The 24,297-nt window shown below is 64.8% G+C and carries 25 protein-coding genes and 1 tRNA gene; 5 read left to right on the forward strand and 21 right to left on the reverse strand.

The annotated features are described in order from the left end of the window. Position 1: 1 nt before the first annotated feature. From AC1D02_RS12740 to AC1D02_RS12750, 3 genes are all read right to left on the reverse strand, one after another. Positions 2-403 carry a type IV pilin protein gene (locus AC1D02_RS12740; RefSeq protein ID WP_477317352.1) on the reverse strand — a complete coding sequence of 134 codons (402 nt, stop codon included), beginning with the start codon at positions 401-403 and terminating at the stop codon, positions 2-4. A gap of 152 nt (positions 404-555) precedes the next feature. Continuing rightward, positions 556-1,896: a sensor histidine kinase gene (locus AC1D02_RS12745; protein WP_477317354.1), complete on the reverse strand. Its 1,341-nt coding sequence runs from the start codon at positions 1,894-1,896 to the stop codon at positions 556-558. Then, positions 1,893-2,558, reverse strand: coding sequence for a response regulator transcription factor (locus AC1D02_RS12750; protein WP_477317356.1), 666 nt, complete (start codon positions 2,556-2,558; stop codon positions 1,893-1,895). The genes AC1D02_RS12745 and AC1D02_RS12750 overlap by 4 nt, the downstream gene beginning before the upstream one ends. Positions 2,559-2,815: 257 nt before the next feature. Here AC1D02_RS12750 and AC1D02_RS12755 point away from each other — a divergent pair, with 257 nt between their 5' ends. Next, entirely contained in the window at positions 2,816-3,625 is an 810-nt protein-coding gene (locus AC1D02_RS12755) for a Crp/Fnr family transcriptional regulator (protein WP_477317358.1), read from the forward strand. Here AC1D02_RS12755 and AC1D02_RS12760 read toward each other — a convergent pair. The 11 genes from AC1D02_RS12760 to AC1D02_RS12810 all read right to left on the reverse strand — a co-directional run bounded on the left by AC1D02_RS12760 (position 3,522) and on the right by AC1D02_RS12810 (position 13,983). After that, complete coding sequence (locus tag AC1D02_RS12760) at positions 3,522-5,054, reverse strand: sensor histidine kinase (RefSeq protein WP_477317360.1); 1,533 nt, start codon at positions 5,052-5,054, stop codon at positions 3,522-3,524. The two genes, AC1D02_RS12755 and AC1D02_RS12760, sit on opposite strands and share 104 nt — an antisense overlap. Positions 5,055-5,155: 101 nt before the next feature. Further along, the gene (locus AC1D02_RS12765) at positions 5,156-5,791 is read right to left on the reverse strand and encodes a response regulator (protein ID WP_305511621.1); all 636 of its coding nucleotides are present in this window, start codon (positions 5,789-5,791) and stop codon (positions 5,156-5,158) included. 145 nt (positions 5,792-5,936) lie between these two features. Next, the gene (locus AC1D02_RS12770) at positions 5,937-6,341 is read right to left on the reverse strand and encodes a MerR family transcriptional regulator (RefSeq protein WP_477317363.1); all 405 of its coding nucleotides are present in this window, start codon (positions 6,339-6,341) and stop codon (positions 5,937-5,939) included. Between the two features lie 6 nt (positions 6,342-6,347). Further along, the gene (locus AC1D02_RS12775) at positions 6,348-6,695 is read right to left on the reverse strand and encodes an integration host factor subunit alpha (RefSeq protein ID WP_477317365.1); all 348 of its coding nucleotides are present in this window, start codon (positions 6,693-6,695) and stop codon (positions 6,348-6,350) included. A 119-nt stretch (positions 6,696-6,814) separates the two neighbouring features. After that, a complete protein-coding gene (gene pheT / locus AC1D02_RS12780; RefSeq protein WP_477317367.1) occupies positions 6,815-9,241 on the reverse strand; it encodes a phenylalanine--tRNA ligase subunit beta in 2,427 nt (808 codons plus the stop codon). Between the two features lie 27 nt (positions 9,242-9,268). Continuing rightward, entirely contained in the window at positions 9,269-10,285 is a 1,017-nt protein-coding gene (gene pheS / locus AC1D02_RS12785; protein WP_477317369.1) for a phenylalanine--tRNA ligase subunit alpha, read from the reverse strand. 126 nt (positions 10,286-10,411) lie between these two features. After that, positions 10,412-10,771 (reverse strand): 50S ribosomal protein L20, encoded by a 360-nt coding sequence (gene rplT, locus AC1D02_RS12790; protein ID WP_305511629.1) that lies wholly within the window; start codon positions 10,769-10,771, stop codon positions 10,412-10,414. Positions 10,772-10,797: 26 nt separating this feature from the next. Then, positions 10,798-10,995 carry a 50S ribosomal protein L35 gene (gene rpmI / locus AC1D02_RS12795; RefSeq protein WP_099416965.1) on the reverse strand — a complete coding sequence of 66 codons (198 nt, stop codon included), beginning with the start codon at positions 10,993-10,995 and terminating at the stop codon, positions 10,798-10,800. 237 nt (positions 10,996-11,232) lie between these two features. Next, complete coding sequence (infC, locus tag AC1D02_RS12800; protein ID WP_477317895.1) at positions 11,233-11,757, reverse strand: translation initiation factor IF-3; 525 nt, start codon at positions 11,755-11,757, stop codon at positions 11,233-11,235. Between the two features lie 40 nt (positions 11,758-11,797). Beyond that, positions 11,798-13,705, reverse strand: coding sequence for a threonine--tRNA ligase (gene thrS / locus AC1D02_RS12805; RefSeq protein WP_477317372.1), 1,908 nt, complete (start codon positions 13,703-13,705; stop codon positions 11,798-11,800). Positions 13,706-13,906: 201 nt separating this feature from the next. Next, positions 13,907-13,983, reverse strand: a tRNA-Val gene (locus tag AC1D02_RS12810). Positions 13,984-14,184: 201 nt separating this feature from the next. Between AC1D02_RS12810 and AC1D02_RS12815 the strand changes: the two genes are divergently transcribed. After that, positions 14,185-15,114 (forward strand): NAD(P)/FAD-dependent oxidoreductase, encoded by a 930-nt coding sequence (locus tag AC1D02_RS12815; RefSeq protein WP_477317374.1) that lies wholly within the window; start codon positions 14,185-14,187, stop codon positions 15,112-15,114. A gap of 5 nt (positions 15,115-15,119) precedes the next feature. Continuing rightward, positions 15,120-15,626, forward strand: a complete 507-nt coding sequence (locus tag AC1D02_RS12820) for a DUF6265 family protein (RefSeq protein ID WP_477317376.1) — start codon at positions 15,120-15,122, stop codon at positions 15,624-15,626. Here the strand turns inward: AC1D02_RS12820 and AC1D02_RS12825 are convergent. The 7 genes from AC1D02_RS12825 to AC1D02_RS12855 all read right to left on the reverse strand — a co-directional run bounded on the left by AC1D02_RS12825 (position 15,613) and on the right by AC1D02_RS12855 (position 22,032). Next, positions 15,613-15,990 carry a GYD domain-containing protein gene (locus AC1D02_RS12825; RefSeq protein WP_477317378.1) on the reverse strand — a complete coding sequence of 126 codons (378 nt, stop codon included), beginning with the start codon at positions 15,988-15,990 and terminating at the stop codon, positions 15,613-15,615. The genes AC1D02_RS12820 and AC1D02_RS12825 overlap by 14 nt on opposite strands. Positions 15,991-16,048: 58 nt before the next feature. Continuing rightward, a complete protein-coding gene (locus tag AC1D02_RS12830; protein WP_477317380.1) occupies positions 16,049-16,681 on the reverse strand; it encodes a hypothetical protein in 633 nt (210 codons plus the stop codon). Continuing rightward, positions 16,678-17,607: an MlaD family protein gene (locus tag AC1D02_RS12835; protein ID WP_477317382.1), complete on the reverse strand. Its 930-nt coding sequence runs from the start codon at positions 17,605-17,607 to the stop codon at positions 16,678-16,680. The genes AC1D02_RS12830 and AC1D02_RS12835 overlap by 4 nt, the downstream gene beginning before the upstream one ends. Before the next feature lie 9 nt (positions 17,608-17,616). Continuing rightward, complete coding sequence (locus AC1D02_RS12840) at positions 17,617-18,408, reverse strand: MlaE family ABC transporter permease (protein WP_477317384.1); 792 nt, start codon at positions 18,406-18,408, stop codon at positions 17,617-17,619. 110 nt (positions 18,409-18,518) lie between these two features. Further along, positions 18,519-20,774 carry a RelA/SpoT family protein gene (locus AC1D02_RS12845; RefSeq protein ID WP_477317386.1) on the reverse strand — a complete coding sequence of 752 codons (2,256 nt, stop codon included), beginning with the start codon at positions 20,772-20,774 and terminating at the stop codon, positions 18,519-18,521. Between the two features lie 6 nt (positions 20,775-20,780). Then, the gene (locus AC1D02_RS12850; RefSeq protein WP_477317388.1) at positions 20,781-21,131 is read right to left on the reverse strand and encodes a RidA family protein; all 351 of its coding nucleotides are present in this window, start codon (positions 21,129-21,131) and stop codon (positions 20,781-20,783) included. Between the two features lie 22 nt (positions 21,132-21,153). After that, positions 21,154-22,032, reverse strand: coding sequence for an alpha/beta fold hydrolase (locus AC1D02_RS12855; protein WP_477317390.1), 879 nt, complete (start codon positions 22,030-22,032; stop codon positions 21,154-21,156). A 116-nt stretch (positions 22,033-22,148) separates the two neighbouring features. Here AC1D02_RS12855 and AC1D02_RS12860 point away from each other — a divergent pair, with 116 nt between their 5' ends. Beyond that, entirely contained in the window at positions 22,149-22,943 is a 795-nt protein-coding gene (locus tag AC1D02_RS12860; protein WP_477317392.1) for a 3-hydroxybutyrate dehydrogenase, read from the forward strand. A 79-nt stretch (positions 22,944-23,022) separates the two neighbouring features. Further along, a complete protein-coding gene (locus AC1D02_RS12865; protein WP_477317394.1) occupies positions 23,023-24,297 on the forward strand; it encodes a metal-dependent hydrolase family protein in 1,275 nt (424 codons plus the stop codon).

Consider the following 24,297-nt stretch of genomic DNA (forward strand, 5'->3'; position numbering starts at 1 on the left):
GCTACCAGTTGGCCGCCGGCGTGCGGGCGCCGGTGCTCGACAGGGTCAGGACGCCGTCGGCGGCCTGGCCGCCGGTGCCGGTGAAAGTGATCAGGTAGGTCGGCGCCGGATCGGTGGCGATGGTCACATCGTAGCTGTAATTGGCCGCGACCCGCGCCGGCAGCGCCCAGCCGTTCGCCACCAGGGTGGCCTTGTCGGCGTACACCCGGTTGGCGAGCAGGAACTGCTCCTCGCGGTTGGCGATGTCGAGCATGACGGCCTGGGCCTCGGCGCGCTTGGCGCGCACCACGTACCTGCCGTAGGCCGGCAGCGCCACCGCCGCCAGGATGCCGATAATGGCCACGGTGACCATCACCTCGATCAGGGTGAAACCGCGCGCTGGCTTGAATAGGGTTCGCTTCATTGCGTGCTTTCCGTTGAAAACAAGCGGCGTGCCGGCGCCGGATTGTCGTGCGGGTTAATATTTCTTTAGCGCAATAATAGACGAGAAAGCTGACGCGATCCTGAGTAATTCCTGACAAAATGCTGACAATGATGTTTTAGGGCAACAAGAGCCTAGGCGACGGGCGGAAAGCGCACCAGGAACTGTGCGCCGCCGCCGGGACGCTCGTCGATCGCCACCCGGGCGCCGTGGGCGGTGGCGATGTCGCGCACGATCGCCAGGCCCAGGCCGCTGCCTTCGGTCTGGACGTCGAGCCGCACGTGGCGCGCGAATACCCGCTCGCGGCTGGCGGCCGGAATCCCGGGGCCGGAATCCTCGACCACCAGCCAGCCCTTGCCGGGCCGGCCGCCGTCATGGCCGCAGCTGACCGTCACCGCGCCGCCGGCCGGCGTGTAGCGCAGCGCGTTGTCGATCAGGTTGTCGACCAGGTCGCGCAGCAGGAAGCGGTCGCCCTTGACCGGTGCGCTGCCCAGCTCGAAGCCGAGGTCGATGGACTTTGCCCCCGCCTGTTCGACGAAATGCTGGACCGATTCCTGCACCAGCTGCGCCAGGTCGATGGTTTCGAGGCGCTTGCGCTCGAAGCGGCTCGGCTCGGCCCGGGCCAGCGACAGCAGCTGGTTGGTCTGGCGAATCATGCGCGCCGTCGCCAGCTGCATCAGGCTTAGCGAGCGCGCCGATTCCGGGTCGGCGCCATGGCGCGCGGCCATCCACTCGAGCTGCAGCTGGATGCCGGCCAGCGGCGTGCGCAGCTGGTGGGCAACGTCGGCCAGGAAGTCGTGCTCGGCGCGCGCGCCCGCCTCCACCTTGCCGAGCAGTCCGTTGAAGGAGTTCACCACCGGGGCCAGTTCGTACGGCACGTCGGCGTCGATCGGGGTCAGGTCCTGGCCGTCGCGCCCATTCAGGTTGCTGCGCATGCGCCGCAGCGGCAATAATGCGCGGCTGGCCGAGAACCAGGCCAGGCCGACCAGCGCGGCGGTAAACAGCAGCGCCAGCGGCACCATCGCGCGCACCGTGGCCGCGCGCATCAGGCGGCGCTGGCGCACGGTCTTGGCCACCGCCACCTGCACCGTCTCGGCGCCCACGCGCGCGCTGCGCTGGGCCACCCGCACCGCTTCGCCGCGCATGGCGGCGTCGAAGGTCCCGGCCGCCAGCGCCGGGAAATCGGCGTCGCCCGCGACCAGCCGGCCGTCGGCGCCCCGCACCACAAAATAGAGGGCGTCGTTGGGGTCGGCCCGCAGCAATTGCTCGGCCGGCTGCGGCAGGTCGAGCGTCACGCCGCCGGGGCCGGCGACCAGGCGCGCGGCCAGCGCCGCGGCGGCGTCGCCGATGGCCTGGTCGAACGCCTGCTGGGCGGGAATCCAGGCCAGCAGGTAAGCCAGGCTGGCGCCGGCCAGGTTGAGCACCAGGATCGGGCCGATCAGCCATTGCAGCAGGCGCACCCGGATACTGGTCATGCGCCCTGCTCGACCATGTAGCCGAAGCCGCGGATGGTGCGGATGGTGACGCCGGCGTCGGCGATCTTCAGGCGCAGCCGCGAGATATACACCTCGACCGCGTTCAGGGTGACGTCTTCGCCCCACGGCAGGATCGCGTCGATGATCTGCTGCTTCGACACCACGCGGCCGGCGTGCTGCAGCAGGTATTCGAGCACCGCCCATTCGCGCACCGACAGGTCGATGATGCGTTCGCCGATGCGCGCGCGGCGCGCTCCCGTGTCGAGGCGAAGCGCGCCGAACGCCAGCAGCGCCGGCGGCGGCGCGTTGCGGCGCGCCAGCGCCTTGATGCGCGCCACCAGTTCGGCGGTGGCGAAGGGCTTGACCAGGTAGTCGTCGGCGCCGGTCTCGAGGCCGCGCACGCGGTCTTCGACGGCGTCGCGCGCGGTCAGCAGGAGCACCGGCAAAGCGCTGCCGCGCTCGCGCAGGCGCCGCACCACTTCGAAACCGTCGATGCCGGGCAGGCCGATGTCGAGCACGGCGACTGCCGCCTCGGTCGCCTGCAGCGCGGCGTCGGCGTAGAGGCCGTTGCCGAGCACCTCGACGCGCATGCCGTGGGCTTGCAGGGTACGGGACAGCCCGTCGGCCAGGACCGCGTCGTCTTCGACCAGGAGAACGTGCATGGGCGCTATATAAGAGGTGGCATGAAAGCGCTCATTATGCGGCATAACCGTTCTCGTTCCCAACTCTTCCCCGGGGGAAGGCTGGGCTGCTCTAGTAGGACTGGGCTTACAACGCGTTATGCTGCCAGCCTACACAGGGGCGACTGCTAATCTTATGTTCGCCAACAGACCAAACCTTTAATCTTCTTACATCGCGATCGGCAAACAAAACAGCGCCAGAATCGTCCTGAAGTAATGAAGAGATAAAGAGGATAAAAATGAACAGCACTCAACTTGGTACCGCTCAGAAGGCACAATCGGTAAACCAGATTCCTGGCGCCACGCCGGAATTCAAAGTTGGGTCGAAACCGGTGGTCAGCTATAGCGGCACGCAGCAGAACGAATTGCTCGCCGCACTGCCACGGCAAGACCTGGAAAAGCTGTTCGAGCACCTGGAACTGGTTGCCCTGCCGTTCGGCAAGGAGCTGTTCGAGTGCGGCAGCAAGCTGGAAAACGTCTACTTCCCGACCACCGCGATCGTCTCCCTGCTGTACGTGATGGAAGACGGCGCCACCACCGAAATCGCCGTGATCGGCCATGAAGGCGTCTGCGGCATGTCGCTGTTCATGGGCGAGCGCGCCACCTGCAGCGCCGTGGTCCAGAGCGCCGGCTACGGCTACCGCCTCAAGGCACAGTTCCTGCGCGACGCCTTCAACCAGGGCGGCGCCCTGCCCCAGCTCCTGATGCGCTACACGAACGCGCTGTTCGCCCAGATGGCCCAGAACGCCGTCGGCGGCCGCCACAGCTCGATCGAACAGAAGCTGTGCCGCTGGCTGCTCGACCGCCTGGACCGCTCGCCATCGAACGAACTGAAGGTCACGCAAGAGCTGATCTCGATCATGCTGGGCGTGCGCCGCGAAAGCATCACGGCAGCGGCCGGCAAGCTGCAGGAAGACGGCCTGATCACCTACCGCCGCGGCAACATCACCGTAATTGACCGTCAAGGTCTTGAGGAATATGCGGGCGAGTGCTACAAGGTAGCGAAGACGGAATATGACCGCCTGCTGGAAGATGTGGCGGCGCGTTAATTGATTCAGGCGGCGCCGGCAAGTCCGGCGCCGTGTAAGGCATCGTCGTTCCCGGATCGGCCAGCGGTATCGTCGCTTCCACGCAAGTGCCGACGTCGTTGACGCCGCGCTTGACGCACAAACTTCCCCCCAGCAGCAAGGCGCGCTCGCGCATCCCCAGCAAGCCATGCGACTTCGGTTCCCGCGCCGCGTCCTGCGAAATCCCCACCCCGTCGTCGATCACTTCGAGCAGCAGTCCGTCGCCTTCGCGCACCAGGTGCACGATCACGTGGCGCGCACCGGCGTATTTGGCCACGTTGTTCAAGGCTTCCTGGACGATGCGGAACACCGCGATCGACTGCATCGGGCCCGCGGCATCGACCTCGCCGTCGACCAGCGCCTCGCAATCGAGCCCGGTCAGCTGCGCGTATTCGACGCAATAACTGTGCAGCGCGGCCGCCAGACCCAGGTGGTCGAGCAGGCTGGGACGCAGGTTCTCGACGATGCGGCGTTTCAGCTGCACCGTGTCGACCAGCGTCGCGCGGGCGCGCTCGAGCATCGCCGCCAGCGGCGCGTGTTCCGGCTTGAGCCGCTCGGCGACGGCGTTGATGTCGATGCTGATGGCGGTCAGGTTCGCGCCCATCTCGTCGTGCAGTTCGCGCGCGAGGCGCGCCTTCTCGTCTTCCGACACGCTGATCAGGTGGCGCGACAGCACCGACAGCTGCTCGGTGCGCAGCGCCACCATCGATTCGAGCGTGTCGTTGGCGTTCTGCAGGGCGCGCTGCGCCACCACGCGCGAAAAAAAGCTGCGGCGGATCAGGCGGTAAAACAGCAGGATCACGAGGATCGCAACCAGGTTGATGCCGATGCCGAGCACCACCGCGTTCTGGTACTCCTTGTAGAAGGCGGCGCCGCGCGCGGCCAGCAGGTCGTGCTGTTCGCGCGCGATGATCATCACCTGCAGGCGGATCTCGTCCATCATCGACTTGCTGTCGGCCGTCTCGGCGATCTTGACGATGTCGGCCAGGCCGCCGACCTTGTACACGGCCAGGGTCTGGTCCATGCCGGCCAGCTTGCGGTTGACCAGCGTGCGCAATTGTTCGAGGTTCTTCAGCTGCGCCGGGCTGTCGGCCAGCAGCGCGCGCAACTGGCTGAACTGGGCGTCGATCTCTGCGCGCGCGGTGCGCATCGGGCCGAGGTAGCTTTCGGAGCCGGACAGGAAATAGCCGCGCAGGCTGTTTTCGGCATCCATCACGAGCACGTTGAGGTACTGGACTTTTTCGCCGACGCGCGCGCTCTGGCTCTGCATCTCGTTGGCGCCCTTGAGGGACTGGAGGTTGTGCGCGAGGCTGAACCCGTTGACGATCAGGACCAGCACGCAGACGAGGCAAAGCATCGTCTTGTAGAACGGCAGGCCGGGTTTCAGTGCGGAATCGGTGGTGAAGTACATCCTCGGAGTCCTTTCACGCGGCAGAGCCTCTCTGCTGGCATTATAGACCGAGGAATCGGCGCGTGCGCGGCCAGATTGGCCGGCAGCGCCGTCTCGCCTGCTTAGTCGAGCAGGTTGTTTTTCATGGCGTAATAGGTCAGGTCGCTGTTCGACTGCAGGCCCATCTTTTCCATGATGCGGGTGCGGTAAGTCGACACCGTCTTGATCGACAGCGACAGCGCCACGCCGATGTCCGACACGGTCGCGCCCTTGGCAAGGCGCAGGAACACCTGGAACTCGCGGTCCGACAGTTCGGTGTGCAAGGCGGTGTTCGGATCGCGATCGAAACTTTGCGCCAGCAGTTCGCCGACGGTCGAGGAGACGTAGCGACGGCCCTGGTACACGGTGCGCACGGCGGTCTTGAGTTCGTCGGCTTCGCATTCCTTGTTCAGGTAGCCGTTGGCGCCCATCTTGAACAGGTTCAGTGCGTACTGCTGCGCCGGATAGCCGGACAGGATCAGCACCGGCAGGTTCGGCTGGCCCTGGCGGATGGTGCGCAGGATGTCGATGCCGCTCTGGTCGGGCATGGCGATATCGAGCAACAGCACGTCGCAAATCTCGCGGCGCGCGATGTCGAGCGCCTCGCGCCCCGTTGCGCCTTCGGCGACGACGGTGAAATCATCGCCCGAGGTCGAAAAAATCTGCTTGAAACCTGCTCTTACAATCTGGTGGTCGTCACAAATGGCAACGCGTATCATTGTCTTCCCTTAATTTTTCCTGAGCCAGGAAAGAGTCCGGTGCGTTCTTAAGGCCCGGTACTTCGCATGCGTTGGGTCAGCAACACTACAATAACAATATTCTATCACCCCGTGGGCAAGTGTAACAGCCGCTTGCGCGACCCGCTTACACGCCCCGTTCGAGCAGCGCCAGCAGCGCGACCAGCTCGGCGCGGATCAGGCCGGTGTCGGCGTCCGGCGCGGCGCCGTCGAAGCGCTCGTCCGCCTCGTCGCTGAAGGACGGCTCGGCGGCGCCACGGCTGTCGAGCTTGTTGCGCGCGCCGCTGATGGTGAAGCCCTGCTCGTACAGCAGCTCGCGGATGCGGCGGATCAGCAGCACTTCATGGTGCTGGTAGTAGCGCCGGTTGCCGCGCCGTTTGACCGGCTTTAGCTGGGTGAATTCCTGTTCCCAATAGCGCAGCACGTGCGGCTTCACGCCGCACAGTTCGCTCACTTCGCCGATGGTGAAGTAGCGCTTGGCCGGAATCGGCGGCAGCACGGCGAGATCGGTCTTGCTCAAGCGATCGTTCATGGATTATCAGGCGGCCTTGGCGAGCGGACTGGTCGCTTCGACCATGCCCTTGAGTTTCTGGCTCGCGTGGAAGGTGACGACGCGGCGCGCGGTGATTGGAATCTCCTCGCCGGTCTTCGGATTGCGGCCCGGCCGCTGCGGCTTGTCGCGCAGCTGGAAGTTGCCGAAGCCCGACAGCTTGACCGCCTCGCCGCGCTCGAGCGCATTGCGGATCTCGTCGAAGAAAGTCTCGACCATGTCCTTGGCTTCGCGCTTGTTCAGCCCGACCTGCTCGAACAGCAGCTCGGCCAGCTCGGCCTTGGTGAGGGTCGGCAAGTCCTTCTCGGCTTCCTGGCGGGACTTCGCGACCAGCATTGCCCTATGCAGGTCGGCCGCCAGTGCCGATTGAAGTACCGCCGAATCAACGTCGTTGTTATTAATTTTCCAGCCCTGCCTTATATCTAGCGAATGTGTTGGCGATTGCTCTTTGGCAATCAGCCGCGCATCGTTGCGTTGTGTTTTTGCTTTGCGGTGTCGGCCATCGCCGCCATCAGCGCGTCGACGACATCGTCCTGCAAGGTGCTTTGAGTATCTTGCAAGCTAAAGCGGAAAGCAAGACTTTTTTCGTCCGCCTCCAGCCCTTTGCCGCGATATTCATCAAACAAAACAATGGCTTGCACGATGTTTCCGGCTGGATTTACCTGCTTCTCGGCAATAAATGCGTCGATCAGATCCTGCGCGGCGACATTGTTTTTGACCACCATCGCGAGGTCGCGGGTCGCGCCAGGGAACTTCGAAATATCGGCGTGCTTCGGGACTGGGCGTTGCTGAAGCGCAACCACATCGACCTCGAACAGCACCGGCGCCTGCGCCAGCTCGTACTTCTGCAGCCATTTCGGATGCAGCTCGCCGATGAAGCCGACGGCCTTGCCGTCGAGCTCGACCGCGGCCGAGCGGCCCGGGTGCAGCGCCGGATGCTCGATTTTCACGAAGCGCAGCGGCACCGGGGCGAACATCGCTTCCAGGTCGGCCTTGACGTCGAAGTAGTCGACCGGGCGCGCGGCCATGCCCCACTGCTCGTCGAACGCCGGGCCGTAGGCCATCGCGGCCAGGCGCTTCGGCTGGTCGAAGCCGGCGATCGACAGCGCGCCGTCGACCGCGTACGGATTGCGCTGGAACACGGCGCCGATTTCGAACATGCGCACCCTGCCCGCCTTGCGGTTCAGGTTGTAGCGCACGTTGGCCACCAGGCTGCCGATCAGCGACGAGCGCATCACGCTCATCTGGCTGGCGATCGGGTTCTGCAGCTTGATCTGGTCGTCGTTTCCGGAGAAGTCGGTTTCCCACTGCGATTCGACGAAGCTCATGTTGACCACTTCCTGGTAGCCCAGGTCGGCCATGCGATGGCGCAGCGCGAACAGCGAGCGGGTATGCTCCGGCGCGATGATCATTTCGCTGGCCGCGACCGGCGGCCTGGCCGGGATGTTCTCGAAGCCGTACACGCGCGCGACTTCCTCGATCAGGTCTTCCTCGATCTCGATGTCGAAGCGGTACGACGGCGCCTTCACCGCGAACTGGCCCGGCTCTTGCGTGAACGCGAGGCCGAGGCGACGGAAGATGTCGGCGATGACGTCGTCGGTCAGGGGCACGCCGATCACCTTCTGGGCGCGCGCGGTGCGCAGCACCACGGGCGAGCGCACCGGCAGGTTGACCGACTGGTCATCGACCGGGCCGACCACCGTCGATTGCGTGCCGCAGATCTCGACGATCAGCGCGGTGATGCGCTCGATGTGCTCGACCGTGGTGGCGTAGTCGACCCCGCGCTCGAAGCGGTGCGCCGCATCGGTCGAAAAGTTATAGCGCCGTGCGCGGCCCTGGATCGCGTTCGGCCACCAGAAGGCCGCTTCCAGGTAGATGTTGGTGGTGTCGAGCGTGACGGCGGTGGCGTCGCCGCCCATGATGCCGGCCAGCGATTCGATCTGGTTGTTATCGGCGATCACGCCGACCCAGTCGTCCACCGACACCGTGTTCCCGTTCAGGAGCTTCAGCGTCTCGCCCTTGATGCCCCAGCGGATATCGAGGCCGCCGTGGATCTTGTCGAGGTCGAACACGTGCGACGGACGGCCCACTTCGAGCATCACGTAGTTCGAGATGTCGACCAGCGCCGACACCGAGCGCTGGCCGCTGCGCTCGAGGCGCTGCACCATCCACGCCGGCGTTTTTGCTTTCGCGTTCAGGCCGCGAATGACGCGTCCGGTGAAGCGGCCGCACAGATCCGGCGCGCTGATTTTCACCGGCAGCACTTCGTCGCCGTTGACCGGCACGATGCGCGTTGCCGGCAAGGTCATCGGAGTGCCGGTCAGCGCCGACACTTCGCGCGCCACGCCCAGCACCGACAGGCAGTCGGCCTTGTTCGGGGTCAGCTTGATGGTGAATTTGAGGTCGTTCAACGACAGGTAGTCGCGGATGTTCTGGCCGACCGGCGCATCGGCCGGGAGTTCCATCAGGCCGCTGCTCTCTTCCGACAGCTTCAGCTCCTTGGCGGAGCACATCATGCCCTGCGACTCGACGCCGCGCAGCTCGCCGACCTTGATCTCGAACGGCTTGCCGTCCGCGCCGGGCGGCAGCACCGCGCCGGCCATCGCGCAGATCGCCTTCATCCCGGCGCGCACATTGGGCGCGCCGCAGACGATGTTGAGCATGGTGCCGGTGCCGACGTCGACCTGGCAGACGTTCAGGCGATCGGCGTTCGGGTGCTTGGCCACTTCCAGCACTTCGGCCACAACCACGTTCGAGAACGGCGGCGCGACGGCTTCGACTTCTTCGACTTCCAGGCCCGACATGGTGAGCATGTGGGACAGTTCATCCGACGTCATCGCCGGATTGACCATGGTGCGGAGCCACTTTTCGGAAAATTGCATATGCGTGCCTTGCTGCGAAAAAGGTTATTAGTTGAACTGCTTCAGGAAACGCAAGTCGCCTTCGTAGAACAGGCGCAGGTCGTTGATCCCGTAGCGCAGCATCGTCAGGCGCTCGAGGCCGGAGCCGAACGCGAAGCCGATGAATTTCTCAGGGTCGAGGCCGAAGTTTTTCACGACGGTCGGATGCACCTGGCCGGCGCCCGACACTTCGAGCCAGCGGCCCTTGAGCGGACCGGAGCCGAACGCGATGTCGATTTCGGCCGACGGCTCGGTGAACGGGAAGTAGGACGGACGGAAACGCACCTGCAGGTCGTCGGTCTCGAAGAAGGCCTTGACGAAGTTCAGGTACACGCCCTTCAAGTCGGCGAACGAGATGTCCTCGGCGATCCACAGGCCTTCGACCTGGTGGAACATCGGCGAGTGGGTAGCATCGCTGTCGACGCGGTAGGTGCGGCCGGGCGCGATCACCTTGATCGGCGGCGTGTGCGTGCGCGCGTAGCGCACCTGCATCGGGCTGGTGTGCGTGCGCAGCAGCAGCGGCTTGCCGGTGCTGTCGTTGCCCTCGATGTAGAAGGTGTCCTGCATCGAACGCGCCGGATGGTTCTCGGGGCTGTTCAAGGCGGTGAAATTGGTCCAGTCGTTTTCGATCTCGGGGCCGTCGGCCACGTCGAAACCGATCGAGCGGAAGATCTCCTCGACGCGCTCCCAGGTGCGCATCACCGGATGGATGCCGCCGAGCGAACGGCCGCGGCCCGGCAGCGTGACATCGATGGCTTCGGCGTTCAGGCGCTGCTCGAGCTGGGCGTTGGCCAGCGCGTCGCGGCGCGCGGTGAGCGCGGTTTCGATCCGCACCTTGGCGGCGTTGATCAGGGCGCCCTGCGCCTTCTTCTGATCCGGGTCGAGCTTGCCCAGGCCCTTCATCTGTTCGGTGATCTGGCCGGTCTTGCCCAGATATTTGGCCTTGGCGTTTTCCAGTGCTGCAGCGTCTTCGGCGGCGATAAAGTCAGCCTGCGCGGTGACGACGAGTTGTTCCAGGGAGTCCATGCGTTGTTTTTTCCTGTCTGGCGCGGCGCGAAAGGTGCGCCACAATCAAAAACGGGGCACAGGTTTGAACCTTTGCCCCGCTCTTTTCACGCCGTCCGAAGACGGCGCTGCTGACAACGACCGTGCTTACGCGGCGATCTTTGCCTTGACGGCGTTGACAATCGCGGCGAAGGCCGGCTTGTCCATCACTGCCATATCGGCCAGGACTTTACGGTCCAGTTCGATAGCTGCCTTCTTCAGGCCGTTCATGAATACGCTGTACGTCACGCCATGCTCACGGGAAGCGGCGTTGATACGGGCGATCCACAGGCGGCGGAAGACGCGTTTCTTGTTGCGGCGATCGCGGTAAGCGTATTGGCCAGCGCGCATGACTGCTTGCTTGGCAACGCGGTATACCTTGCTGCGGCGACCACGGTAGCCTTTAGCTTGTACAAGAATTTTTTTATGGCGGGCACGAGCTGTAACCCCACGTTTTACTCTAGGCATAGTAACTCCTTAGTTTGTAAGTGAGATTAAGCGGTTGGCATCATACGCATGACGGACTTGACATCCGCGGCGTCGACGTTCGTGATTCCGCGCAACTGGCGCTTGCTCTTGGTCGTTTTCTTGGTCAGGATGTGACGTTTGAAAGCGTGGCCCGATTTAACGGTTCCACCTGGACGCACGCGAAAACGCTTCTTCGCGGAGCTTTTGGTCTTCATTTTAGGCATTGTAGTTCTGTCCTTGCGGACAGCTCCAGTAGAGGATTGCAGGTGGCAGCAACGCGCTGCGCTTAGATGCCTGCTTTCACATAATTCCTTCCGGTGAGGGAGGGAAGCCGGTGATTGTAGCACGATTTGCCGGACAGTTGGCAAGGGCCACAATGACAAAGGCGAGTGAGAGACTCACCCGCCTTCGCTGTTACGATACAGTTTTTTACCGGCAAGCCAGAAAAATGTATCGCAATCTTAGATCTTTTTCTTCTTCGGCGACAGGATCATGATCATCTGGCGGCCTTCCATCTTCGGAAACTGCTCGACCTGGCCGTACGGCTCGAGGTCGGCCTTCAGGCGTTCGAGCATGCGGAAGCCGATGTCCTGGTGCGCCATCTCGCGGCCGCGGAAACGCAGCGTGATCTTGGTCTTGTCGCCTTCGTCCAGGAACTTGATCAGGTTGCGCAGCTTGATGCCGTAGTCGCCATCGTCGGTGCCCGGGCGGAACTTGACTTCCTTGACCTGGATGATCTTCTGCTTCAGCTTCGCTTCGTGCGCCTTCTTCTGCTCCGAATACTTGAACTTGCCGTAGTCCATCAGGCGGCAAACTGGTGGCTGCGCGGTCGGCGCAATCTCCACCAGGTCGACGTTGGCTTCTTCGGCCAGACGAAATGCTTCGGCCAGGCTCACAATGCCGAGCGGCTCGTTTTCCACCCCGGAGAGACGCATTTCGGGAGCGGTGATTTCGCCATTGATGCGATGCGACTTGTCAGTAGCTATGGTGTTTCCTTTAAAAGTCTGATGATTCGGCCGCGCTGAATCAAGCTTTGGATGCGATCTCTTGCTTGAGACGCTCCACGAGGGCATCGACGGACATTACGCCCAGGTCGACATTGCCACGTGCTCGCACGGCCACAGTGTTGGCATCCCGCTCCTTGTCGCCTATCACCAGGATATACGGCAGTTTTTGGACGGAATGTTCACGTATTTTATAGGTTATTTTCTCGTTCCGCAAATCAGCGTGAACGCGGAATCCCGCTTTGCGCAACTGGTCCGCGACATTTTGCGTGAATTCGGCCTGCGCGTCCGAGATGTTCAGCACTGCAATCTGCACCGGCGCCAGCCACAGCGGCATCGCGCCGGCATGGTGCTCGATCAGCATGCCGATGAAGCGCTCCATCGAGCCGACGATCGCGCGGTGCAGCATCACCGGCACCTTGCGCGAGTTATCGATCGCGACGTATTCGGCGCCCAGGCGGCCCGGCATCGAGAAGTCGACCTGCATCGTGCCGACCTGCCATGGGCGGCCGATGCTGTCCTTCAGGTGGTACTCGATCTTCGGGCCGTAGAAGGCGCCCTCGCCCGGCAGCTCGGTCCACTTGACGTCGCACGAACGCAGCGCGGCGCGCAGCGCTTCTTCGGCCTCGTCCCACACCTCATCGGAGCCGATCCGGTTGTCCGGTCGCAGCGCGATCTTCACGTCGATGTTCTCGAAGCCGAAGTCCTTGTACACCTCCATCGCCTGCGCGTGGAAGGCGATCACTTCCGGCGCGATCTGTTCTTCGGTGCAGAAGATGTGGCCGTCGTCCTGCGTGAAGCCGCGCACGCGCATGATGCCGTGCAGCGCGCCGGACGGCTCGTTGCGGTGGCACTGGCCGAACTCGCCGAAGCGCAGCGGCAGGTCGCGGTAGCTCTTCATGCCGGCGTTGTAAATTTGCACATGGCCCGGGCAGTTCATCGGCTTCAGCGCATACGAGCGGTTTTCCGACTCGGTCGAGAACATGTTGTCGCGGTAGTTCTCCCAGTGACCCGTCTTCTCCCACAGCGTGCGGTCGAGGATCTGCGGCGCCTTCACTTCCTGGTAGCCGTTGACCTGGTACTTGGTGCGCATGTACTGCTCGACCTGCTGCCAGATCGTCCAGCCTTTCGGATGCCAGAACACCAGGCCCGGCGCCTCGTCCTGGAAGTGGAACAGGTCGAGCTGCTTGCCCAGCTTGCGGTGGTCGCGCTTTTCCGCCTCTTCCAGGTTGTGCAGGTAGAGTTCCTGGTCTTCTTTTTTGGCCCAGGCAGTGCCATACACGCGCTGCAGCATCTCGTTCTTCGAGTCGCCGCGCCAGTAGGCTCCGGCCAGCTTCATCAGCTTGAACACTTTCAGCTTGCCCGTGGACGGCACGTGCGGGCCGCGGCACAGGTCCGTGAAGCCGCCTTCGGCGTACAGCGAGACGTCCTCGCCGGCAGGGATCGACGCGATGATCTCGGCCTTGTAGGCTTCGCCGATCGACTTGAAGTAGTCGACCGCCTCATCGCGCGGCAGCACGCGGCGCGTCACCGGCTCGTCCTTCTTCGCCAGTTCGGTCATCTTCTTTTCGATGGCGGCCAGGTCGTCCGGCGTGAACGGGCGCTTGTACGAGAAGTCGTAGTAGAAGCCATTCTCGATCACCGGGCCGATGGTGACCTGCGCGTCAGGGAACAGCGACTTGACGGCGTAGGCCAGCAAGTGCGCCGTCGAGTGGCGGATCACGTCGAGGCCTTCCGGGTCCTTGTCGGTGATGATGGCCAGGTCGGCGTTCTGCTCGATCAGGAAGGAGGTATCGACCACCTTGCCGTCGACCTTGCCGGCCAGCGCGGCCTTGGCAAGGCCGGCGCCAATGCTGGCGGCGACCTGGGCGACCGTGACCGGGCCGTCGAATTCACGGGCGGAACCATCGGGAAGGCGGACTGAAACCATGCTGTTCTCCATGTGGCGCCTGGCGCCGAAATTACTGACAATTATGAGGGTAACAAAAATGCAGACGAAAAAAAACGCGGACTAGCCGCGTTTTTTCTTTTCAAAGAGCGAAAGAATCCACCTCGACTAGCGTCGCTGGAACAACTCCGTCGTAGTTCGCGGTGTCATAACCATGGTGCCTTTCTCGCTCTTGCTAAATTCTGGTGGGCGGTGAGGAATTCGAATCCCCGACCCCTTGGATGTCGACCAAGTATTCTAACCAGCTGAACTAACCGCCCGAAGACCAGCATTATAGAGAGGCCGAACGATTATGACAAGGGGTTTTATGTCTGTCGCTCCCGAAGAGGCGCGAAGCCATGCTGAACCAGCAGGGACGCGCCGCGTTTTTCGGACGCTCACCAGGGGTTCCCGCCTCCGCGGGAACGACTGGCAATAGCAGCAGCGCGACGCGACGGCCAACGCTCCATTATTATTTAGCAATGACTCCTACCACTCCTTCCCCAGACGTCCATGACACCCTCATCATCGGCGGCGGCCCTGGCGGCTTGACCGCGGCGATCTACCTGCGCCGCTTCACCCGCAAGGTTGCCGTCTTCGACAAGGGCGGAAGCCGCCTCAGCCTGATCCCCGTCTCGCACAACTATCCCGGCTTCCCGGAAGGCGTGGCCGGCGCCGAACTGCTGGCCAGCCTGCGCGAGCAGCTGCAGCGCTACGGCGGCGCCGTCACCAATGCGGAAATCCATAGCCTGCGCATCGAGGACGGCACCTTCGTCGGCGAATACGAGGGCGGCGAGGTGCGCGCGCTGACCGTGCTGATCGCCACCGGCATCGTCGACACCGGCCTGCCGATCGAGAACTGGCGCGAAGCGGTCGCCTGCGGCGCCGTGCGCCTGTGTCCCGTGTGCGACGGCTACGACGTGATCGACAAGCGCATCGCCGTGGTCTCGTCCGAAAAGAACCCGATCGGCCACGCCATGTTCATGCGCAGCTTCAGCGAAGACGTGACCCTGTTCGACCGCAGCGAAGGCTCGATCATCAGCGATGAGGAATGCCAGCAGCTGGAAGCGGCCGGCGTGACCTACGTGCGTTCGCCGGTGCGCAAAGTGGCCATGAGCGGCGACATGAAGCCGATCCTCAACACCGGCGACGGCAAGGTTCACGAGTTCGACGTGATGTATCCGATGCTGGGCGAGACCGCGCAATCGGATCTTGCAGCGGCGCTGGGCGCGGAGACGGCCGATTGCGGCGATCTGGTGGTCGACGATTTTCAGTGCACCACCGTGCCGGGCATGTATGCTGTGGGCGACGTGGTGCGCGGCCTGAACCAGATCAGCGTGGCAGCCGGCCAGGCGGCGGTTGCCGCTACGCGCATCCACAACACGCTGCCGTGGACACTCCGCCAGAAATGAGCGCGATGAAAAAGACCGTCCTCTGCATCCTGCTGTTCGCCGCGGCCGGCGCGGGCGCCCAGAACAAACTCGACCAGCTTTCCTGGCTGGCCGGCTGCTGGATGCAGGAAGGCGCCGAAGCGGGCACCGCCGAACAGTGGATGGCGCCGGCCGGCGCCACCATGGTCGGCATGGCGCGCACGGTCAAAGCCGGCAAGACGGTCGAATTCGAATTCATGCGCATCCACACGGCGCCGGACGGCAAGCTGCAATTCACCGCCCTTCCCTCCGGCCAGAAGGAAGCGACCTTCACCGAGATCCGCCAGGACGACGCGGGCGTCGTCTTCGAGAACCTGGCCCATGATTTCCCCCACCGCGTGATCTACCGCCACGAGAACAACAAGCTTATGGCCAGCATTGAAGGCGTGCGCAAAGGCGCCGCGAAAACCATCGCCTTCCCGATGCGGCGCGTCGCCTGCGAGCGCTTAGTAGTGGAAGCGGACAGCTTACCCGAACCGGTCAACTCTGTTTGAGATGCCCGCCCTCGCCTTCCCAGTTCACTTCTTCGGGAGGCAGGTCGTGGCCAGGCGGACGGTAGCGGCTCGATTTCTTGATCGCGACATCGATTTCCGCGGTCGTCATCAGCACGACGATCCTGCAGGCGGCGGCGCCGGCGGCGTTGACCTTCATCGACAGCGCGGCGGCGGAGCTGTTGTCGGGCAGTTCGCCGATGATGAAGACATCCTGGTCGCCGAACGCGTAATGCATCGACTCGACTTCGCCGCCGAGTGAGCTGAACAGTTCGTCGACAGCCGCGCGGCGCCCCGTGCCACCCTCCTTGAGCAGGCCGGCGATGCCTTCGGCACGGTAGCTCGCTTCGATCAGATATTTGGCCATGGCAACCCCCTTCCGCATTCGAGAGAAGATGGCCTATTCTGGCACTCTTTTCAAACGGTCAGCGCGGCGTTGCCAGTGCGATGCGGCGCTCGATGCGCGCCAGTTCCGCCGCGTCGCCCGCTGCCCTGGCGCGCTGCGAGGCTATGCCCAGCCAGGTCAGCAAAGGCCGGCGCCAGCCCTGCGCCGACGCGGTCTCGGTCGCGGTAGCGATGTCGCCCGGCGCGATGCGGCCGGCCTGCAGCATCGCACCCGCCGCGACCAGCCGCGCCAGCGGATCGGCAATCGCGGCCAGCGATCCGGCGCCGCGCGCGATGGCCTGGTGCTGCGGCGGCAGCAGCGCCGTATCGAGCCCCTGCCAGCGGCCGGCCAGGTAGGCCGCGTACGCGCGCTCGGCCGGCGTGGCGTCCGCCGCCAGCGGCGCGAAGCCTTCGCATTCGCCGACCACCACGCTGGCGGTGTAGACCGCGCAGCGCACCAGCTCAGCGTGCGCGACCAGGTCGGCGCGCCCGGTGCTGGCCATCTCGGTGCGGGCCCGGGCGAAGTCGTTGGCCGCGAGGGCGCTGTTCCCCTTCAGGTATTCGTCGGTGAAGTTCTTCAGCGAGTCGGCGGCGTTGGTGCGCCAGGACGGCTCGACAGGCTTGCTCGCGCATCCGGCCAGCGCCAGTGCAGCGCACATCAGGATCGTCTTCATGGCAGTTTCAGCTCCGTCTTTTTGGCGAATGGCCACTTGCGGTTGATTTCATCGACCAGGCGCGTGACCTTGTGCAGGCTGGCGTCGACTTCGGCCCGCAGCGCGCCCAGGTCCTCGGTCGCCACGCGCGCGTTCTTGCCCACCGCCTGCGCCTCGACCAGCACCGCATCGACTTTCTTCAGCGTCACGCTGGCGTCCTTCAGCAGCACGTGCAGCTGTTCGACGGCCGCTTCGGTGTCGTCCATGACACCCCTTTTGCCGAATACGCGCTGGTCGGCCTTCGCCAGCAGCGCGTTGACGCGATCGAGCGTGAGCATCAGTTTCTTTGCCTCCTCGTCGCTGCCGAGCGCGCCGCCGAGCAGCCCGTACTTGCCGGCCAGGCGCCCGGTTGCGGTCTGCACATTGGCCAGGCTGGCGTTCAGCGCAGAGTCGCTGCGCGTCATCGCGTCGAGGTTTTCCAGCAGCGCGCGGGCGCTGGCCACCAGCCGCGGGATTTCAGCGGCGGTGTCGCCGCGCAGCACGGTGCGCGTGGCGCCTTCCTCCAGCGGCGGATCGGTGAGGATGCCGCTGAACGCCTTGAGCCGGGTCTCGCCCACCAGCCCGCGCTCGAGGGTAAACACGCTGGACACGCGCAGCCACTTGGCGTCCTTCCTGGGCACGTCGACCAGGATGCGCGCCTTGCCGTCCGGCGCCAGCTCGACCTGGCGCACGCGCCCGACCGGGAAACCGGCAAAGGTAATGTCCATGCCGGGGATGACGCCTTCCGAATCTTCCGACACCAGCACCAGGCGCTGGGTCGGCTCGAACACGCCGCGCGCGTACATCACGTACAGCAGGAAGGCCGCGATCAGCGACACCATCAGGATCAGCAGGATCACCGCCTTCACTTCGACGTGAGGCAGCGCCTCGGGATTCGGCTCGGTCATGCGCGCTCCTTAAAAGTATTTGACGGCCAGCGACGCCGCTTCGATCACGAACAGAACGAACAGCAGGCGCACGGCGCCCGGCTGCATGGTGGAGCGGTCGGCGCGGCCGGTACGCTGGATCTCCAGGATCGCCGCCGCTGGAATCACGGCCACCGCGAGGCCGAACATGATGGTCTTGAGCGCGAAGCCGATCGACACGGTCGGCTCGAACACCCGGCCGACGGTGCGGGTGTAGTCGTCGACGCCCCATGGCGACAGGCCGTAGACGTTCAGGTAGGCCAGCACCAGCACCAGCATGCTGCTCACCAGGGCCAGCGTCAGCACCGCGCAGGCGTTGCCGGAGACTTCGGCGACCAGGTCGCGCCGCAGCCGCCAGGTCGTGCCCGGCGACTGGTCGGCGGCCAGCGGTTCCAGCGCGGTGGCGTTGAATGCGAGGCCGGCGCGCAGCGCGACGAACAGCGCGGCCGACAAGGGAATCAGTTCGAGCACCAGCACGCGCACCACCATTTCGAGCGCGAAGCGCGACAAGCCGTAGCTGACGGCGGTGACCAGGACGATGCGGATGATGACCAGGCTGACCAGCGCCGACAGCGCGCTGAACCACGGCAGCACCTGCCAGGCGCCGAGGTAGATCTGGCGCGCGGTGGCGGCTCGGTGCGCGCGCGTGTAGGTGGAGGGTGTGAAGGCCAGCACCAGCGCGATGGCGCCGAGCAGGAACATGCGCCACCAGCTGGCCGCCCAATGCGCGGCGAAGCCGAACCAGTGGCTTGGCTTGACGTAGAGGAGGCGGATCAGGCGCATCCGCCTATGATACAGCCCGCACCGTCGTTCCAGCGAAGGCTGGAACCCATGCTGAACATGAATTCGAAGTCAGCATAGGTTCCTGCCTCCGCAGGAACGACGTTCCTTGTTCAATTGCGCCGGGCTTCCTGCACGCCGCCCACTTCCATGATCGCCGCGAGCGCCTTCTGCAGCTGCGAGGTCGACCCGATTTCGGCGGTGAAGGTCATGCGCGCCTGGCCCTTGGCGCTTTGCGTGTTCACGCCGGTGACGTTGATCTTCTCGCGCGAGAACACCTCGGAGATGTCGCGCAGCAGTCCCTGGCGGTCGGCGGCGAGGATGAACAGGTCGACCGGATACACGGTGTCCTGGCCGGCGCGGCCCCAGTCGGTGTGGATCACGCGTTCGGGCGCCTTGGCGCGCATCTCGGCAAAGTTCTTGCAGTTGGCGCGGTGGATCGACACGCCCTTGCCGCGCGTGACGAAGCCGACGATGCTGTCCGGCGGCGCCGGCTTGCAGCACTTGGCCAGCTGCGTCATCAGGCCCTCGGTGCCGACCACCAGCACGCCCGACTTGGCGCCCTGGTCGACGCTCGATGCGCGGCTGGTGCGCACCACCACTGCATCTTCCGGCTCGGCCGGCTCGCCCGTGTCGTGCAGCGCCTGCTCGACGTGGCGCAGGCTGAACTCTTCCTTGCCGACGGAGACGAACAAGTCGTCGACCTTGTTGAAGCCCAGCTTCTGCGCCAGCGCTTCCAGGTTGACCGCGGTCTTGCCTTCGCGCTGGAGCGATTTTTCGACCATCGCGCGGCCATGCGCGAGCGTCTCTTCCAGGTCGATCGCGTGGAACCATGCGCGCACCTTGGCGCGGGTTCGGGTGCTGACCGTGTAGCCGGGACTGAGCCAGTCGCGCGACGGGCCGGCCGTGCCGGGAGCGCCTTTGGCGGTGATGATCTCGCAGGTCTGGCCATTGCGCAGCGGGGTATTCAGCGGCACCATCACGCCGTCGACGCGCGCACCGCGGCAGCGATGACCGACTTCGCTGTGCAGGTGGTAGGCGAAGTCGATCGGCGTGGCGCCGGCCGGCAGTTCGAGCACGCGCGCCTGCGGGGTCAGCACGAAGATGCGGTCGTCCAGGTTGGTCGACTTGAGCTTTTCGACCAGTTCTTTTTTCTGCGCGTCCTCCTGGCCGACCACGGCATCGGCGACGTCGGTCTTCCAGGCCAGCAGCTGGCGCAGCCAGGCGATCTTCTCGTCGTACTTCTGCCCCTTGAAGTTGGAGCCGCCCTCCTCCTTGTAGCGCCAGTGCGCGGCGATGCCGTACTCGGCGAAGTTGTGCATCTCCTGCGTGCGGATCTGCACTTCCAGCGGGCGCCCGTCGTCCGCCGTGACCACCGTGTGCAGCGAGCGGTAGCCGTTCGGTTTGGGCCGCGCGATATAGTCGTCGAATTCGCTCGGGATCGGGGTCCAGATGTCGTGCACCAGGCCGAGCACCGCATAGCAGGTTTTCTCGTCCTCGACGATCACGCGGAACGCGCGCACGTCGTACAGCGCAGTAAAATCGAGCTCCTTGCCGCGCATCTTGTTCCAGATGCTGTAGATGTGCTTCGGCCGGCCGAACACCTCGGCCTTGATGCCGGCCGCGGCCAGTTCGTCTTCGAGGCGCTTGATGGCCGACTGCACGAAGCCTTCGCGCAGCATGCGCTTCTCTTCGAGCATTTTGGCGATCTGCTTGTACGTTTCGGGCTCGAGGAAGCGGAACGACAGGTCCTCCAGCTCCCACTTCAGCTGCCAGATACCGAGCCGGTTGGCCAGCGGCGCGTACAGGTCCATCGTCTCGCGCCCGTAGGCGTGGGTCATCTCGTTGAACAGCTTGATCTCGGCGAAGTAGCGCAGCGTGGTCACGCAGGACGCGAGCCGCATCAGCACCACGCGCATGTCGGTGGCCATCGCCAGCAGCATCTTGCGCAGCGTCTCGATCTGCGCCACGGCCTGCTGGGCGGCGCCCTTGCCGCGACCGGCCGGCGCCTGGCCGGCCTGCTGGCCGACGGTCAGGTCGCGCAAGCGGATAAGCTGCCGCAGGCCGGACACCAGGTCGGTCACTTCCTTGCCGAAGCGCGTTTCCAGTCCCGCCGCGGCGGCCGGATCGATCACGGTCAGCTCGAACAGCAGTCCGGCGATGCGGGTTTCGGCGTCGCTGCGCAGGAAGGCCAGCGTGCTGGCGACGCCGATCGAGAATTCCAGCGCGGCCTGGCCGGAGCTGCACAACTTGTCGTCGTAAGCCTCGCCGGCATAGGCTAGCGCCGCTTCGACGCGCGCGCCGTCCTCCGGGCCGAGGCCCTGGATCAGTTCAGCGGTAGCGCTGCCCAGCGCGGCGATTGCAACCATGTCGGATCAGCGCAATGCCGCGGTGACGCAGATCTCGACCAGGCAGGCGGGATTGGCCAGCTTCGCTTCGACGGTGGCGCGCGGAGGCGTGTGGCCGCTGGCGACCCATTCGTCCCACACTTCGTTCATCGCCGGGAAGAGCGCCATGTCGGCGATGAAGATCTGGCACATCAGGATGCAGGTCTTGTCGCTGCCCGCTTCGGTCAGCAGGCGGTCGACGTGGCCCAGCACTTCGCGGGTCTGGCCGCCGATGTCCTGGGCGGTGTCCTCGGCGATCTGGCCGGCCAGGTACACGGTGCCGTTGTGGATCGCTACTTCGGACAGGCGTTTGCCTACGTGCAGTCGGGTGATTTCCATATTCTTCTGTTCCTTTATTGATTTAACCGACCAGGAACTTGCGAGCGATCGCAATCTGATCGGCGTTGATGAAAGTCGGCGCGTGGCCGGTGTTGGGGATTTCGACCAGCTGCGGCTTCGGGCCGCGCGTGAGCATCTTCAGCGCGGTTTCGTGCGACAGCAGGTCCGACTGGGCGCCGCGCACCAGCAAGGTCGGGCAGCGGATCGCATCGTAGGCGGCCCACAGCGCCGCCTCGTCGGCCTTGGCTTTCTCGGGCGTCGAGCCGCGCAGCGGTTCGGCCAGGCCCATGTCGTAGTGGCGCACCCATTCGCCGGCGTCGTTCTGGCGCAGCACGTCGGCCGCCAGCTTGTGCCATTGTTCGTCGGTGTGGGCGCCGAATGAAGCCGACACTTCGCGCACGAATTTGGCGCCTTCGTCGAAGGTCTTGAAGCGCAGGTCCTGGGCGATGTAGTCGCCGATGCGCTTCAGCGCCGCGGGGTCGAGGATCGGGCCGATGTCGTTCAATACCAGCCTGGCGATCGGGGTGTCCGGCAGCGAGGCCAGGCCCATGCCGATCAGTCCGCCCATCGAGGTGCCGAACCAGTCGACCGTGCCGCCGTCCGAGTTGGCGGTGATTCGGGCGACCAGGGTGACCATGTCGGCGACGTATTGCGGGATCTGGTAAAGCATCGGATTGCGCAGGCGTCCCGAGCGGCCGCGGCCCACCACGTCGGGGCACACCACGCGGTAGTGGTCCGACAGCGCGGCGGCGAGCGAATCGAAATCGTCGCCCACGCGGGTGACGCCGTGGACGCAGACCAGCACCTTCTGGTTATCCGGATCGCCCCACTCCTTGTAGGCCATGCGGTGCAGGCCGGCCGGCGAGAGGCACTGGACTGATTTGATTCTTGCTGCGGTCATGCATTCTCCCGTCGTCGAAGGACAGCTTCAATTTTGTCCACATCCGACATTTTACCGGTCGTTGCGATTAAAATCTTGCTCACACCCTTAGTCCAGCCATTTTTATAGAGGAAATCATGAAAAGTAGCATGTTGAGCGGCAAGACAGCCTTGGTCACAGGCTCCACATCGGGCATCGGATTGGGGATCGCGCGCGCGCTGGCCGAGCAAGGCGCCAACGTCCTGTTCAACGGCTTCGGCGACGCGAAGGAGATCGAAGCGCTGCACACCGGCGTGGCCGCCGAATTCGGCGTGAAGACGGCGCATCACAACGCTGACATGTCCAAGCCGGCGGAGATCGAGGCGATGATGGCGTTCGCGGCGGAGAAGTTCGGCGGCGTCGATGTGCTGGTCAATAACGCCGGCATCCAGCACGTGGCGAACATCGAGGACTTCCCGACCGAGAAATGGGACGCGATCATCGCGATCAACCTGACTTCGGCCTTCCACACCTCGCGCCTGGCACTGCCCGGCATGAAGCAGAAGAACTGGGGCCGCATCATCAACCTGGCGTCGGTGCACGGACTGGTGGGATCGGCGCAGAAGTCGGCGTATGTCGCGGCCAAGCATGGCCTGGTGGGCTTCACCAAGGTGACGGCGCTTGAGACGGCGCATACCGGCGTGACCTGCAATGCGATCTGCCCGGGATTCGTGCTCACGCCGCTGGTGCAGAAGCAGGTCGACGACCGCGCGGCCAGGGAAGGCATCAGCAACGAAGCGGCCAAGAAGGCGCTGCTGTCGGAGAAACAGCCGTCGGGCGAATTCGTCACGCCGGCGGAACTGGGCGCGCTGGCGGTATTCTTCTGCAGCGCGGCCGCCGACCAGGTGCGCGGCGTGGCGTGGAATATGGATGGCGGCTGGACCGCGCAGTGATGTAAAGGGTCTGACCCGCGGGGACTAGGCGTCCCCGTCAAGACCCAGGTGTACCACTAACCCACCACCGAAAGCCTAAATGCGGATCCTGTTTCTAATCGCGCTTGCCACCCTATCCCTCGCCGCTCACGCGGCCGATCCCCGCCCCACCCTGCTCACCGCCGATCGCGTCTGGACCGGTGAAGGCGCCGCCCACACCGGCTGGGCCGTGCTGGTCGCGCAAGGCCGCATCCAGGCCGTCGGCCCCATCTCCGCGATCATCGCGCCAGCCGACGCCGAACGCATCGACCTGCCAGGCAAGACGCTGATCCCGGGCCTGATGGACCTGCATTCGCACGTGCTGCTCCATCCCTACAACGAAACCAGCTGGGACGACCAGGTGATGAAGGAGCCGGTCGCCTACCGCACCCTGATGGCCGGCCGGCATGCGGCCGCGACCCTGCAAGCCGGCTTCACCACGCTGCGCGACCTCGGCACCGAGGGCGCCGGCTACGCCGACGTGTCCATCAAACGCGCGATCGACGAAGGCATGATTCCGGGCCCGCGGCTGTACATCGCCACGCTGGCCATCGTCGCCAGCAGCAGCTATGGGCCGGCTGCGCGCAACTACCGTGGCGACATGGAGATGCCGCAGGGCGCACAGGAAGCGACCGGCGTGGACGGCGTCACGCGCGCGGTGCGCGAGCAGTCTTCGCGCGGCGCCGACTGGATCAAGTTCTACGCCGATTACCGCACCGGCATCGACGGCACCGCGCGCCCGACTTTCACGTCCGAGGAAATGAAGGCGATGGTGCAGGCGGCGCACGTCACCGGCCGCAAGGTCGCGGTGCACGCCAGCACCGACGAAGCCACGCGCATGGCGGTGCTGGCCGGCGCCGACACCATCGAACACGGTTACGGCATCAGCGAGGCCACCTTTCGCCTGATGGCCGAACGCGGCACCGCCTACATCCCGACGCTGGCCGCGCCGGAAGCGATCGGCGAATATTTTCAGAAGCATGTGCGCGGCGGCGCGCCGACGGCCGGCATGACGCAAGCGGCGCAGGCGTTCCGGCTGGCGCGCAAGGCCGGCGTCATCATCGGCAACGGCAGCGACGTCGGCGTGTTCGCGCACGGGACCAATGCGCGCGAGCTGGAATGGATGGTGCGGCTCGGGATGACGCCGACCGAAGCGCTGCGCGCGGCCACCTCGGTCGGCGCCGCCATTCTCGGCAAGTCGAAGGAGCTGGGCCAGCTCAAGCCGGGCATGCTGGCCGACGTGGTGGCTGTTGATGGCGACCCGACCGCCGACATCGCGGCGGTGCGCAAGGTCGGCTTCGTGATGAAGGGCGGCGCCGTCTACCGCCGGCCGTAA

The sequence above is a fragment of the Massilia sp. P1_C10 genome (genome assembly GCF_056406475.1).